Source organism: Kitasatospora sp. NPDC056327 (assembly GCF_042261735.1).
Lineage (GTDB): Bacteria > Actinomycetota > Actinomycetes > Streptomycetales > Streptomycetaceae > Kitasatospora.
Map to the genome: position 1 here is coordinate 1 of NZ_JBHJRC010000222.1, position 13,839 is coordinate 13,839.

General features: G+C 75.7%; 12 protein-coding genes. 5 read left to right on the top strand and 7 right to left on the bottom strand.

Annotated features, from left to right (window positions below):
* Window positions 1-83 precede the first annotated feature (83 nt).
* From ACFCX4_RS26535 to ACFCX4_RS26545, 3 genes are all read right to left on the bottom strand, one after another.
* Complete coding sequence (locus tag ACFCX4_RS26535) at window positions 84-824, bottom strand: DUF998 domain-containing protein (protein ID WP_376147231.1); 741 nt, start codon at window positions 822-824, stop codon at window positions 84-86.
* 178 nt (window positions 825-1,002) lie between these two features.
* Entirely contained in the window at window positions 1,003-2,328 is a 1,326-nt protein-coding gene (locus tag ACFCX4_RS26540) for a diaminopimelate decarboxylase (protein ID WP_376147234.1), read from the bottom strand.
* 505 nt (window positions 2,329-2,833) lie between these two features.
* Window positions 2,834-3,268, bottom strand: a complete 435-nt coding sequence (locus ACFCX4_RS26545; protein WP_376147236.1) for a helix-turn-helix domain-containing protein — start codon at window positions 3,266-3,268, stop codon at window positions 2,834-2,836.
* Here ACFCX4_RS26545 and ACFCX4_RS26550 point away from each other — a divergent pair.
* Window positions 3,244-4,638: a hypothetical protein gene (locus ACFCX4_RS26550; RefSeq protein WP_376147239.1), complete on the top strand. Its 1,395-nt coding sequence runs from the start codon at window positions 3,244-3,246 to the stop codon at window positions 4,636-4,638. The genes ACFCX4_RS26545 and ACFCX4_RS26550 overlap by 25 nt on opposite strands.
* A gap of 543 nt (window positions 4,639-5,181) precedes the next feature.
* On the opposite strand, the gene ACFCX4_RS26555 is transcribed toward ACFCX4_RS26550, so the two are convergent.
* Window positions 5,182-6,123, bottom strand: coding sequence for a helix-turn-helix domain-containing protein (locus ACFCX4_RS26555; RefSeq protein WP_376147242.1), 942 nt, complete (start codon window positions 6,121-6,123; stop codon window positions 5,182-5,184).
* A gap of 228 nt (window positions 6,124-6,351) precedes the next feature.
* Here ACFCX4_RS26555 and ACFCX4_RS26560 point away from each other — a divergent pair, with 228 nt between their 5' ends.
* Window positions 6,352-7,041, top strand: coding sequence for a CHAP domain-containing protein (locus ACFCX4_RS26560; RefSeq protein WP_376147245.1), 690 nt, complete (start codon window positions 6,352-6,354; stop codon window positions 7,039-7,041).
* A 394-nt stretch (window positions 7,042-7,435) separates the two neighbouring features.
* Here the strand turns inward: ACFCX4_RS26560 and ACFCX4_RS26565 are convergent, their stop codons facing one another.
* Window positions 7,436-7,846 carry a MarR family winged helix-turn-helix transcriptional regulator gene (locus ACFCX4_RS26565; protein ID WP_376147248.1) on the bottom strand — a complete coding sequence of 137 codons (411 nt, stop codon included), beginning with the start codon at window positions 7,844-7,846 and terminating at the stop codon, window positions 7,436-7,438.
* Between the two features lie 247 nt (window positions 7,847-8,093).
* Window positions 8,094-8,987: a nitroreductase/quinone reductase family protein gene (locus tag ACFCX4_RS26570; protein WP_376147251.1), complete on the bottom strand. Its 894-nt coding sequence runs from the start codon at window positions 8,985-8,987 to the stop codon at window positions 8,094-8,096.
* An 826-nt stretch (window positions 8,988-9,813) separates the two neighbouring features.
* On the opposite strand from ACFCX4_RS26570, the gene ACFCX4_RS26575 reads away from it, so the two are divergent.
* Entirely contained in the window at window positions 9,814-11,319 is a 1,506-nt protein-coding gene (locus tag ACFCX4_RS26575) for a hypothetical protein (RefSeq protein WP_376147253.1), read from the top strand.
* A 115-nt stretch (window positions 11,320-11,434) separates the two neighbouring features.
* Complete coding sequence (locus tag ACFCX4_RS26580; protein ID WP_376147256.1) at window positions 11,435-12,208, top strand: hypothetical protein; 774 nt, start codon at window positions 11,435-11,437, stop codon at window positions 12,206-12,208.
* A gap of 30 nt (window positions 12,209-12,238) precedes the next feature.
* On the opposite strand, the gene ACFCX4_RS26585 is transcribed toward ACFCX4_RS26580, so the two are convergent.
* A complete protein-coding gene (locus ACFCX4_RS26585; protein WP_376147258.1) occupies window positions 12,239-13,000 on the bottom strand; it encodes a TetR/AcrR family transcriptional regulator in 762 nt (253 codons plus the stop codon).
* Window positions 13,001-13,116: 116 nt separating this feature from the next.
* Here ACFCX4_RS26585 and ACFCX4_RS26590 point away from each other — a divergent pair, with 116 nt between their 5' ends.
* Window positions 13,117-13,722, top strand: coding sequence for an NADPH-dependent FMN reductase (locus ACFCX4_RS26590; protein ID WP_376147261.1), 606 nt, complete (start codon window positions 13,117-13,119; stop codon window positions 13,720-13,722).
* The last annotated feature ends 117 nt before the right edge of the window (window positions 13,723-13,839 follow it).

Genomic DNA, 13,839 nt, shown 5'->3' on the forward strand with positions numbered 1-13,839 from the left:
CGGCCCGGGTACGCCCGGGCCGGCGGACCGGGGACACCCCGAGGTGCCCCCGGGGAGGTCCTGGAGCGGTCCTGGGGCGGAGCTCAGGGCCCGACGGCGGCGGTCCGGGCCGGGCGCGGGGCGAGGCCGGCGAGCGCCTCGCTCTTCACCAGCCACGCCACGCCGAAGGCGAACACCGAGACCGCCTCGCCCAGGTACGGCAGGGTCAGCGGCCAGTCCCGGGCCAGGTGCAGCAGCCCGGCCACCGCGACCGTCACCACACCGGCCACGATCACCCAGCCGCAGACCAGGTACACCCGGTCACGCGCCGGGCGACGGCCCCCGGCGTCCGGCGAGTCGGCGAAGAGCCGCAGGCAGAAGTACGCCAGCACCCCGAACAGCCCCGCCGCACAGGCGAGATGGAGCATCCCGACGGTGGTTTCGAGGCCGCCGGGGTGCGCGACGACCGAGGCCGGCGGCTCGGTGGGGAGGAGCGCCACCCCGATCGCCAGCACTCCGGCCACCGAACTCAGCCGGTCCTCCCGGCTGTCGTGGCGGTAGCAGATGAGGAAGACGCCGATGGCGCACAGGCCACCGACGAAGACGTTGCGCATGTCGGTGTAGTAGGACGCGCTCATCGAGCTGAGCAGGGCGATCCGGGCGGAGGTGAGGCTGTTGCCGACGGGCAGGACGATCGGCAGCAGGAAGCCGAGGACACCGATGCCCAGACGCAGCCGGCGCACGGTGCGCACGTCCTGGGCCCGGGGGTCGGCGGGCGGCCGGGCACCGGCGGGGGACCGGGCACCGGCGGGCGGCTGGGCGGGGGTGGGGGGTCGAGCGGACATGGCGAGGCCTCCTTCGACGAGCTGAGGCAGTCGCACCGCGGACGGGGCGGTGGTCGCGGCAGGTTGATACCCGCGCACGCCGCGCCGGAACCCGTCCCGGCCTGCAATTCTGACTCAGCGTCACATCGGATGACGCACCCCGCCGCGCCCTCCCGGCCCCCACTCGGTCGGTCCCCGGTCAGCCGACCGGCCGCAGCAGCTCGTCGACGTCCTGGGCCCGGCGCAGCGGCACGAACCCCACCCTGCCGTCCGGATCCACCGTGAAGCCGTGCACCGCCGGCTCCGGCAGGCTGTTGTACTGGAAGTGGGTCGTCGCGTAGTAGGCGCCGGTGTCGAGCAGCGCAACCAGGTCGCCCGGTGCCAGCTCCGGCAGCGCACGGGCCCGCGCGACCACGTCCCCGGCGAAGCAGCAGGGCCCGGCGACGTCCTGCGGCACCGGTGCGCCGTGCTTGGCCGCGCCCGACGGGTGGTGCGCGGTGATCCGCAGCGGCCAGGCGTCCGGCGCGAACACCGTGCGGGTGGCGACCTGGGCCCCGGCGTGGGTGACGGCGATCCGCCGGCCCCCGGAGGTCTTGGTGTACTCGACGTAGGCGGCGGTGAAGCCGTTCTTGGCGAGCAGTGAGCGGCCGAACTCGGTGGCCAGCCGGTAGCCGCCGTCGAACAGCCGTGGGGCGCGGACCCGCAGCCGCTCCACGTAGGCGGCGAAGGTGGGGGCGGTGGTGTCGTCGGCGAAGTTGACGGGCAGTCCGCCGCCGAGGTCGATGCCGGTCACCTGGTGGCGCCCCGCCTCGCCGTTGATCCGGTCCGCGAGGGCGACCGCCTGGGCCACCCCCTCGGCCATGAGGTCCAGCGGGCAGCCCTGCGAGCCGACGTGCACGTGGATCCAGGTGAGCCAGGGGCGCTCGCGGAACGCCTCCACCAGCCGCTCCGCGTTGCCCTCGTCCGCCAGCGTGATGCCGAACTTGGAGGTCGCGGTCGCGGTGCTCATCGCCCCGATGCTCCCCGCGCCGACCTGGGGGTTGACCCGGACCCCGATCCGCGAGGCGGACGCGCCCGTCCGCAGGAGGCCGTCGACCCGGTCGAGCTCCTGCCAGTTGTCGACGTTGACGGCGACACCGAGCTCCAGCGCCCGGACCAGCTCCCGGCGGGTCTTGGCCGGCGAGTCGAAGACGATACGGTCCGGGTCGAACCCGGCCGCGAGCGCCTGGGCGAACTCCCCGGGGCTCGCCACCTCGCAGCCCATGCCCAGCTCGCGCAGCCGGGCCAGGACCGGCACCAGGCAGTTCGCCTTGGCCGCGAAGGTGTGCAGGACGTCGACGGACGCCGGGAAGGCGTCCTGCAGGGCCGCGACGCTCGCGGCCACGCCGTCGAGGTCGACGAAGGCGGCGACCAGCGCGTCCCCGGGGTCGAGCAGCCCCCGGCGCACGGCCTCGCGCAGGACGGCCTCCCGGCGGGCGGCGGGGGCGGCGGACGGGTCCGTGCAGGCAGGCTGGGGAGAGGTCATGGTGTCACGCTCCGCTGGCTCGTCGGTGGCGGGACGCCCGGGGCGGGGACGGGAGGCCCCGGGCGTGGCACCAGGCTGCCGCGCGAACGGCGGCGGCGTCTTCGTCGCACCGCACGGATTCGCCCGCACCGTCCCGCGTCACCCGACCGGCCGGTACCGCCGTCCCCGGCCCTTCGCCGCCGGCGACGAACCCCGGCCGATTCCTCCGCCGCCCGCGGCGAACCGGCCGCCGCACCGGACCCGATGCCGGGCACGGTCCGGGGCACCGCGCCGTCCCCTCCGGTCCCGTCCGGTCCCGTCCGGTCCGGTCCGGTCCGGTCCCGAGCCGGACGCATCGCGACGCGGCGGGGGTGCCGCCCGCACCCCCGCCGCGTGCCGCACCCGATCGCCTGCTGCGACAGGCGCCGGCCCGTCCGTACGGATCGCCGCACCTGACGACGCCCCTCGACGGCCGGGCGTCCGCACCACCTCGGGTCCACCGTGCCGCGACCGGCCGCCGGCGCACTCACCGCCGGTCGGCGGCGTCCAGCGCGAGCAGGCGCAGTTGGAGGTGGGCGAGCAGCCGGGCGTCCGGATCCTCCAGGTCGATGCCGCAGAGCTTCTCCGCCTTCTGCTTGCGGTACCGGAAGGTACTGGTCGGCACGCCCAGGGCGGCGGCGGCCCGCGCGCCGTCCCCGGCGTGCTCCAGGTAGGCGCGCAGGGTGTCGAGCAGCACCTCCTCCCCCGGCTTCGACGCGCGCGCCACCAGCCGGGCGACCGAACCGTCCACGGCGGGCAGCCGCCGCAGTGCGTCCAGGACGTGCAACAGGGCCACGGTGTCGGCGAGTTCGCCGACCCGGGCGGTCGGCGGAGTGCGCGGCGAGCGGCCGAGGCGCAGGGCGCGCAGGGCCAGATCGGCGGTGCCGGCGGACTCCGGTGCCCGATCGAGGGAGAGCCGCACCCGCCGATGCCGATCCGCACCGGGCGGCCGAACTCCTGCGCCAGTTCGTGCGCGAGGGCGTCCGCCAGCCGGGACAGCCCGGCCGCGGCCCGCTCCGGGCCGGGCTCCAGACCGCCGAGCAGCACCCGGGCGCCCCGGTCCGCGGCCACCGCCACGGCCTGGTGGCCGCGCCGCGCACAGAGGGCGCGCGCCGACCGGGCGAGCCGACCACCGGTGACGGCGGTCCCGGCGGTCCCGGCACTCCCGGCGGCCTTCGCGCCGACCGGCCCCTCCCCGACCGCCGCCGCAACGCCGTCCGATGCGACGCCGTCCGCCGCTCCCGTGGGCGGCGCGCCGACCCCGCCGCCCGGAAGGACCGCGAGTGCCAGCACCGCGCACGGCTCCGCCGGGGGCAGGCCGGTTCGGGCCGCCAGCGCGTCGGCCGACCCGCGTCCCTCCAGCAGGGCCCGCGCCGCCTCCAGCACCAGCTCCCGCTGCCCGGTCCGACGGGCCTGGTCGTGCAGCAGGTGCGGCGCCGCGAGCCGGGCCGCCGCTGCCAACGCCCCTGCGACGCCCGGTGGCAGCGGTCCCCCGGTCGGCGCCACCCAGAGGGAGCCGAGCACCTCGTCACCGGCCCGCACCGCGACGGCCGCGCGCTCCGGGACGGTGCCGTCGGCCCGGCGGTGGAGCGCGCCCGGGGTGCGCCGCAGCAGGGCGAAGAAGCCGTCCTCGCGCATCGCCGCCCGGCGTTCGGCCGGCACCCGGCGGGCCAGGATGGTGGAACGGCGGATGTCGTCGACGTCCTCCCGGTTGTTGGAGGAGTAGGCCAGCACCCGGGAGTCCGGGCTCTCGACCGTCACCGCGCCGCCGACCAGGGCGGCGAGCGCCTCGGCCAGCGCGTCCAGGTCGCCGAGCGGCACATTGGCGGCCTCCGTCTCCTCCGCCACGGCGAGCCCGGCCCGCAGCGTGCCGATCAACTGCGCCCAGTCGGCCCAGGCCCGGCGCAGCAGGACCGCCGTGCCGGCCTCGGCGGCGGCCGTCCGCAGCACCCCGTTCGGCGGGCCCGCGCCCTCCTCCCGGAAGACCACCCCCGCCGCCCGGTCACGGCCGGCCGCCCGCAGCAGGGCGAGCGCCCGCTCGGAGCGCGGGTCGACACCGACCGCCACCACCAGGCCTCCCGCCTCGGCACCCGGCTCCTCGCGGTCGAACACGTCCAGCCCCGTCACCGGCACGTCCAGCCCCAGCGGGGCGACGCACACCTCGACCACCGCCTCCGCGACCGCCACCACACCCCGCAGGGTCCGCCCCCGCTCCGGCCCCGAACTCCCGCCCGCCACCCGCCGCTCCTCCCCGCCCACCCGCGCCCGGGCCCGGCCAGGCGCACAGTATGACCGCCCCCGTCACCCCCGTCACGCCCTCTCCCCCGCCCCTTGGGTGTGCGCGGGAAGTCGGCCCCGCCGACTTCCCGCACACACCCCCGCACAGCGCCACCCCCTCCACCCCGACCGCCTAGCGCAGGACACCGATCGCCCCCCGACCCAGCGGAGAGCCACCGCCCCACCCCGAACCCCGGCCCAAACCGCACCAAAATATGTCGACCGGTCTACATAACCCCCCACACAGGAAGTCGGCGGATCCGACTTCCCGCGCGCGACCAGCCGCGCAGACCCGAACACCCACCCCGCACACCGCCACCCCCTCCACCCCGGCTGCCTACAAGCAGCAGATCCCCCACCCCAAGCACCAAAATATGTCGACCGGTCTACATAACCCCCCACGCGGGAAGTCGGCGGATCCGACTTCCCGCGCGCGATCAGCCGGGCCGCATGACGGCCCGCCGGCAGAAACGACAAGCGAGCGGGCCACCATGCGGACCGGAGCGGCCGCCTCCTGGCGGGCCGCCCGGTGGCGCTCCCGGCGTCCACGGCGGGTTCTCAGGGGCGCCGGAAGTCCTGGCACTTGAGCATGGCGGGCGGGGTGGCGCCGTCGTCGAGGCAGATCCCGACGGCGAAGGCACCGCCGACCACGTCCGCGGGGATCGCGACGGTGTGGTTCTTGCTCGCGCCGCAGACGACGCCGGTGCGGGTGCTGCCCAGTTCGACACCGGCGGCGGAGTAGCTCGTCGCCGTGGTGCCCCGGCAGCCGGCCGCGTCCTCGGAGTTGCCTTGCCCGGTCAGGCCGACCGCGCGTCTGTACCAGGTCAGGGTGCCCTTCGTGTAGCTGTTTCCGTGGACGATGTTGAAGTCGGTGGTCGGGAAGGCGGTCGGGGGCGCGGCGACGGGCGCGGGCGGGCGGACCTCGTCCGCCCCGCCGGTCGTCGCCGCCGGGGTGAGCAGCTGGTGGACCAGCAGCCCGCCCGCGACGACCCCAACCAGGGCCGCCGTCGCCCCCGCCGCCCAGGCGACCCAGTGCCGGCTGCGGCCCGCCGCCCGGGCCGCCGGCGGCTCCCCGGCCCGGACCCCGGCGACCATCACCGCCTCACCCACGGCCTCGCCTGCCGCCACCACGACCGCCGGCACCGCCACCGGCGCCCGGGCCGGAGTCGGCGCCGACACTTCGGCGGATGCCGCGCCCGCGCGCAGTTCCTCGTCCACCCGCGCGCGCAGGGCGAGCGCCCGGTCGAGGTCCTCCTCCGCCAGCCGGTAGCAGGACCAGAGCGCGCGGACCGCCGCCTCCGGCGCCGGGTGCCGGCCGTCCGGACTCTCGTAGCGGGAGACGGTGGTCTGGGCGATGTTGAGCCGCCGGGCCACCGTCTTCTGCGGCAGTTCCCCCGCACGGGCCCGCCACTCGCGCAGCGTCCGCGCCAGCTCCACCCGCGCCGACGGCCCGGCCCCGGCCCCCTCCGCCTCCGGCCCGGTGACTCCGCCGTCCGGCATCCGTCCGCTCCCCTCTGCTTCGGCCCGTGCATATCCGCAGTTCGGAGCACGTGCATATCCGACTGCATGCGGATGAGTAACCATCCGATCGCGCAGCGTAGGAGTCGGCGGCCCGGCCGTGCAACGCTGACGACGAGCCGGTGAAACCCCCGGCGAATCCCGCCCCCTCCCGCACCCGGGCATTCGTATGCCGCCCCGGGGCACGGGATGCACTCGAAGGAGTCACCGATGCACCCGACCCGTCACCTCACCCTCAAGCAGCGCACGGCCCGCGCCGTCACCCTCGCCGCGCTGGCGGCGGCCGCGCTCACCGGGACCGGCGCGGCGGACGCGCTCGCCCTCCCGGTGGCCCCGCCCGCCGCCGGATCCACCGCCACCGCCGACAGCAGCGCCACCGCCACCGGCCGGACCGCCGCCGACGCCGCCGACACCCTGAACGAGGGCGCCGCTTCGCCGGCGGCGGCCACCCTGCGGGACCGGATCGTGGCGGCGGCCCGCGGCCAGATCGGGGTCGCCGAGAGCAGCCCGGCCTGCCGGAAGTACCTCACCGGAAAGGGTCGGACCTGCCGCAACACCCCCTGGTGTGCGGCGTTCGCCGAGTGGACCTGGCGGCACGCCGGGGTGAGCAACGTCCCGACCACCCTGCTCGGGCGCGGGGTCGGCAAGTGGGGGCAGGAGCACCACCTGTTCCACACCGGCTCGCCGAAGCCCGGCGACCTCGTCGTCTACGGCCCGCCGGCCGACAAGCAGGGCGGCCACGTGGGCGTCGTGGTCTCGGTGAACCGTGACGGGACCCTGGACACCGTCGAGGGCAACGTCAGCGACAAGGTGACCCACCGCCACATCGACCCGCACACCGCCAGGGGCGGCACGAAGAAGTGGAAGGTCTCCGGCTACGTGACCCCGCCCGGCGCCTGATCCGCGCCTCCGCGCCCCGACCCGGCGCCGCCCCTCCGACCCACGGAGGACGCGGCCCCGGGCCGGGGCCGTCCCACGCAGCCGCCGAGAGCCACCTCACCGGCGGCCGGACGCCAGAGCCTTGATGACACGCCCTCGCACCGCCACCCTATTCAGTAGACCGGTCTACATATTCCTGCCCGCGACGGACGGAGCACGCAGAGGCGCCCCACCTCCCTCGCACAGGAAGTCGGACCCGCCGACTTCCTGCGCGAGGACTCCACGGCGCAGCAGGCCGTCCGGGCAGCAGGCCGTCCGGGCAGCGGACCGTCCGCACAGGGGCGTGGCCGCGACGAACAGGGAGAGGGCGGGCGAGGGTGCGGCGTTCCGGGCGGGGCGCGCCGGGCGGGTCGGCCTACGTGCGGGGGCGGGAGGCGCCGGCCTCATAGGCCTCGATGGTGCGGACGAACAGGGCCCGCTCCTCGGGTGCGAGCGGGTCGAAGGCCGTGCGCCAGGCCTCGGCGCCGTTGGCCAGCCAGCGTTCGATGGCCGCCCGGGTGACGGGCTCCTCGGTGATGGCGACGATGGTGCGGCGACGGTCGGCCGGATCGCCCTTCCGCTCGACCACGCCCTGTCGGCTGAGGTCGCTGACCATCAGGCTGACCGTGGTGGGCGCGACCTCCAGACGGGCGGCCAACTGGTTGACCGGCAGCGGCCCGTCGAACAACAGATAGGCCAGCATCGACAGGTGCCTGGGCGCCAGGTTCGCCTCGCGGAGCTGCTCGGGCAGCGGGGTGCGCTTGAGCCGCGCGGCCACCCTGGGCATGAAGAGCAGCATCGCCCGGACAGCCTCGTCCGTACTCAGGCCTTGCACGGACCCCGTCCCGGACGCCTGCTCCGTGGACACCCCTCCACCCCTTCCGTCACTGTGCGCTCACAGCGGAGCCCCTGTCGGCTTCACACACAGTATCGGAAGCGCCGGGCCACCCCGGCGCCCAGGAGGGCCGGTCAGGACGGGCAGGCGGGGAGGGCGGTCGAGGCGGGCAGTCAGGACGGGCGGTCAGGACGGGCAGTCAGGACGGCCGCGGCACGTCCAGGGCCGGCAGCAGGTACTCCTCCTCGCGGGCGAAGTGCTCCTCCAGGCCGTCGATCGTCCGGCCGAACTCCGCCCGGAGCCCGGCGAGGCCGCCCTCCTCCGCCGCTTCGCCGCGCTCCAGCAGCTCCTCCAGACGGGCGAGCGCAGACTCGACCACCCGGTGCTCCTCGCGCAGCCGGGCGATGACGGGCACGAGGTGCGGGAACTGCTGCTCGAAGGCGGTGAAGGCGCCGTCCTCCCGCGTGTGGTGCATCTGCAGCCCGTAGCAGAACGTGAGGCAGCGGCGGCGCAGCTGCCACCCCGGATCGGCGTCCGGCCGGCGGTCCACTCCCCCGCCGTCCGGCCCGATCCCCTCGAACGCGCTCCGGATCCCGGCGAGCTCGGCCCGCAGTTCGGCGTGGTGCACGAGCAGTTGGCGACCGATCATCCGGTTGCGGTCAGGATCGACGGAGAGGTCCAGCGGGTGCAGCGCGACCACCGGGATGATCCGCGCGGTCCTCCGCCCGTACTCCCGGAAGGCCCCGTCGAGGGCGGACTGCGCCTCGTAGAGCCGGTCGCGCTCCTCCCCCTCCAGGACGACCGCGCGGGCGGCGAAGGGTTTGACGCGCCCCTCCTCGGTGCCGGTCTCCACGGTGGCCTGTGGGGAGGCGACCAGGTTGAGGTACCAGTCGGGGTGGTCCGGGCCTCCGCCGTTGGAGGCGAACACCAGGTGGCGGCCGGAGTCGCGCAGGCAGACCACCGGAGTGGTGTGCGGCCTGCCCGTCCGGCGGCCGGCGGTGGTGAGGAGCACCAGGTCGGTGCCCTCGAACACGCCCCCCACCTTCCCGTTGTTCTCCCGGAACTCCTTGATGACGCGTTCGTTCCAGCCCATGAGGGGACTCCCATCGTTTGCTTTGAAAGCAAAGCAAAACTAGAAGGTGCCTCCGTCGCCTGTCAACACGCCCGCCGGTGCCCCACGCACCGTCAACTCGCCCACCGGCAGGCCGATCGGACCACTCCCGACACGGCTCCGGCGGGACCGCCCCCGCCCCTGGCCCCGGCACCGAGACCGGGCCGGAGGGCCGAGCAGCCGGCCGGTGCCCGTTCGGGCACGCCGGGGCGGGGCGCCGGGGCCCGGGCGGGCGGCCTGCGTTGACACCCCGGCAGGGCCTGGTCCAACGTTGTCGGCAGGCCGGGCCCCGACCCCGCCGAAGCTCGGTGAACGTGCGTGTCAGCAACGCGAGTTCTCCGCGCCTCGGGTCCGCTCCCCCCGGCGGATCCGGGGCGATCGACGCCGTGGGGGCGACCCGGACCGCCGTGGACCGGCGCCCGACGGGGCCCGGCACCACGGATCCGGCGCCCCTCCCGCGAGCCGTCCCCGATCCGGCTCGCGGGCGCCCGCCCGGGCACCGCACCTCGCCCGAACCCCTGCCACCACCGACCGGCAACCGGCAACCGCAGGCGCCACCGCCACCGCCACCGCGACCGCGACCACCCGGCAGGGAAGCCGAGGAGCCCCGCGTTCGGCCGCCACCCCGGGCCCCGCCTCCCGGCGCACCGCCGCGTGGCGCGATGTCGTCAAGGGCGCACCCGGGCCATTGACGGGATCGTGCCGCAGCGGGTTGGCTCGGCCACGAGCCGACCGCCGGGGGGCGGGCCGCGCACCGGGGGCGACGAACCGCGGCACGCGGCGAGGGCGCGAATCAGGGAGGCATCTCATGAGCAGCAGGACCACCTCACGGACCACCGGGGCCCTCGCCCTGCTGGCCGCCGCCGTGCTGGCCGGCACCGCCACGGCCGCGACCGCCGCCCCGTCCGGCCCGCCGTGGGCCGGCACCGTCCGGGTCAGCACCGGCGTCGACGGCGCCCAGCCCGACGGCGCGTCCTGGGCCAACGGCCTGAGCGCCGACGGCCGTTACGCCCTGTTCGGCTCCGACGCGACCAACCTCGTCCCCGGCGACACCAACGGGGAGAGCGACCTCTTCGTCCGCGACCTGCTCACCCGCCGCACCGAACGGGTCAGCCTCACCTCCACCGGCGCCCAGGCCGCGGGCCGCTCGTACGACGGGGCGATCAGCGGCAACGGCCGGCTCGTCGTCTTCACCTCCACCGCCGCCCTGCTTCCCGGCGACACCAACGGCGCCGAGGACATCTACCTGCGGGACCTCCGGACCGGCCGCACCGAACGGCTCACCACCGGTGACCCGACCCGCGAGCAGCCGGGGCACGACTCCTACCTGCCGTCGATCAGCTGGGACGGCCGCTACGTCTCCTTCGCCTCCAGCCGGACGGACCTGGTCGCCGGTGACACCCCGTCGCTCGCCAACGTCTACCTCTTCGACCGCTGGAACGGCAGCACCCGCCTGATCACCGTCGGCGCGGACGGCCTGCCCGCCGACCGGCCGTCCGCCGCCCCGGTGATCAGCGCCGACGGCAGCAGGGTCGGCTTCATCTCCAAGGCCACCAACCTGCTCCCGGCCGGCGACGGCGGCACCCCGCCGGGCGCGGCCTCCCCGCGCTCCGCCGGCTCCAGCCCCGCTGCCGCTTCCGGCGATTCCGCCGACCTCGCCGACGGCCACGTGTCCGGCCGGCCCGCCCGCACCGGGGCGTCCCCCTTCGGCGAGGCGGACGCCGCCGGGGCCCGCGCGGAGATCACCAAGCCGCGCCACTACCCCTTCTACGTCCACGACGTCGAGTCCGGCCGGACGAAGGGCGGCAGCGTCGACGAGACCGGCGAACTGCTCGGCTCCTCCACCGGCTCGCTCAGCCCCGACGGACGCTACGCACTGTTCTCCGTTCCCGTGCCCAACACCCCCGACAGCACCGGCTGGGAGCGGCACTTCGAGATCCTCGTCCGCGACCTGCGGCAGGGCACCGTCCGCCGTCTGCCGGCCCCGCTGCCCGGCACCGTGCTGACCGGCTCGTCCTACAGCGCCGTGATCGCGGCCGGCAACCGCTGGGTGTACTTCGTCTCCGACGCGGACAACCTCGTCCCCGGCGACACCAACCAGGTCGAGGACATCTTCCGCCACGACCTGCGCACCGGCCGCACCGAGCGCCTCAGCGTCTCCTCCGCCGGAGCCCAGACCACCGGCTACTCCTCCGGCCCCGTCATCGACGCCCTCGGCACCACCGTCCTCTACACCTCCGAGGACGGCGCCCTCGTCCCCGGCGACACCAACGCCGGGAGCGACGCCTTCTCCCGCCGCGTCCCGCTCCTCTGACCCTTCCCCGCCGACCGTCCGCCGGCTCCGGCCCCTCGGCGACCGCGTGCAGGCCCCTCCCGGGGAGGGCCGCACGACCGCCCCGGGGCCGGAGCCGTTCGGCTACCCTGCCGGCATGCCGTACGAACTCGACGCCGTCATCGGGGACTTCGACCTGCTCCGGAGACTGACCGCCGGGACCGGGGAGGCGGTGGTCGCCCCGCTCCGCGCACGCCTGGGGCTGCTGCCCGTCACCGAGCAGCTCCCGGGAGCGCTCCCGGGTCCGTTCACGGCCGGCTCCCCGGCCTTCGAACGGACCCTGGCGTCCTGGTCCCGGGGCGGGCCGATCGCCCATGTGGAGGCGGAGTTCCACGGAGGCGACGGCCACCAGGGCGCCACCGTGTGGCGGGCCGGCGCGAAGGTGTGGGGTCCGGGCCGGACCCGGGACTTCAGCGGCCCGCGGGAGACGTGGCCGATCAATGCCGCGCTCGCCCTGCTCGGTGCCGTTCCGGGCGGCCCCCGGGCAGCGGACCGGCAGGACCTCTTCCTGGCGGTCGGGCTCGGCCGGGAACAGGACACGGCCGGCTGGCGGTCCGCGGGCCTGGACGCCCGGTGGGCGGCGACCTACGACGAGTGGCACGGGAAGGAGTCGGCCGAGCGGGAGCGAACGGCGCGGGCCGCCGCGGAGGCCGAGCGGCACCGGCGGCTCCGGGACGTTCCGACGGCCCTGGACGGCAGGGCGATCATGGAGCTGCTCGGTCTGCCGCCGGGGCCACTGATCGGCGCGGCCACGCGCCGTCTGCAGGAGCTGCACCTCGAACGCGGCCCGCTGTCACCGGAGGAGGCCGCGGCCCGGCTGCGGAGCTGGGCCGCCGGCCGGGGAGCGGGACCCGGTACCGGACCCTCCTGACCCTCCGGCACCGCCCCACCACCTGCCGCGCTACCGGCCGCCCGCCGAGCCGTCGGCGATCCCGAGCCGGCCGCCGATGCCGTCGAGGACGCAGTCGAGACCGGTGTCGAACTGCCACTGCAGATCGCCCTTGCGGGTGGCCTCCCCGAGGTAGCGCGTGTACATCGGGTAGCGGCCGGTCCCCACCAGCCAGCTCATCTCCGGTGCGAGACCGGAGCGGGCCTCCTCGTAGCTGGCCCAGCCCCGCGACTCCAGCATCTGGGACAGGCCGATCTCCAGGTTGAGGGCGCCCCACACGTACGAGGTGACGGTGCTGTAGACGGCCATCGCCGTGTCGGCGTCGAGCTCCTCGGCGGCGAGGGCGGCGAGCGCGGCCTCCGGCACGGCGAGCTGGTTGGGGCTCAGCCCGGACCAGCCGGCCCGGGTGACCCACGAGTGCCGCCGCCCGACCTCCAGCAACTGCACGGCCAGCTCGCGCATGACCTCCCGCCAGCCCGACCGCCCCGGCGAGAGCACCACCTCCCCGTAGACGTGGTCGACCATCACCTCCAGCAGCTCGTCCTTGGAGGAGACGTACCGGTACGCGGCCATCGGAGCCACACCGAGCACCGTGGCGAGGCGCCGCATGGTGACGGCGTCGAGACCCTCAAGGTCGGCGATCCCCACCGCGGCCTCGGCGATGCGCCGCAGGTTCAGCGGGGTCCGGGCCGTCGACGACGGGCGCTCAAGCCGCTCCCACAGCGAGACGCTCTCTCTTTCCTTGCCCTGATCCACGTTGTCCCGAGCAGGCATCGGCACGGCTCCTCACATCGAGTACTGGCGTACATGGTAATCCCAGTGGACGCTGTACACGTGAATGTGTACGTTGTACGCAACGGACCGACGTGACACACCACCGGGAGAAGTCCATGAGTGCGCAGAACCACCAGAACAATCCCCTGCAGGTCGCGGTGATCATCGGCAGCACCCGGGAGGGACGGTTCGGGCCCGTGGTCGCGGACTGGGCGATCTCCCACATCGACGGGCGCGACGACATGACGGCGGACCGCGTCGACCTCACGGAGACCCCGCTCCCCTCCGTGTTCCCGGACTTCACCCGGCCGCTGCCCGAGGAGGTCGCCACCCGGATCGGCGCGGTGGCGACCAGGCTGAGCGCGGCCGACGCCTTCGTCGTCGTGACCCCGGAGTACAACCACAGCTTCCCGGCCCCGCTGAAGAACCTCATCGATCTGCACAACGAGCAGTGGCACGCCAAGCCGGTCGGCTTCGTCTCCTACGGCGGCCTCTCCGGCGGCCTGCGCGCCGTCGAGCACCTGCGGGTCGTGTTCGCCGAGGTGCACTCGGTCACCATCCGCAACACCGTGAGCCTCCACAACGCCGGCCGCCTCTTCGACGCCGGGGGCCGGCCGACCGACCCCGCGTCCGACCACGCCGCCAAGGGCATGCTCGACCAACTGGCCTGGTGGGGTGGGACCCTGCGGGACGCCAAGCTCACCAACCCGTACACCGCCTGACCTGGCGCCCCCCCGAGCACACGGTCGCGGAGCCGCCCGGGGCGGGACGCGCCGGCGGCGGGGGGGGGGGCCCCCCCCCCCCCCCGGGCGTAACCCCGGGGGCGGCCACCGGCGCAC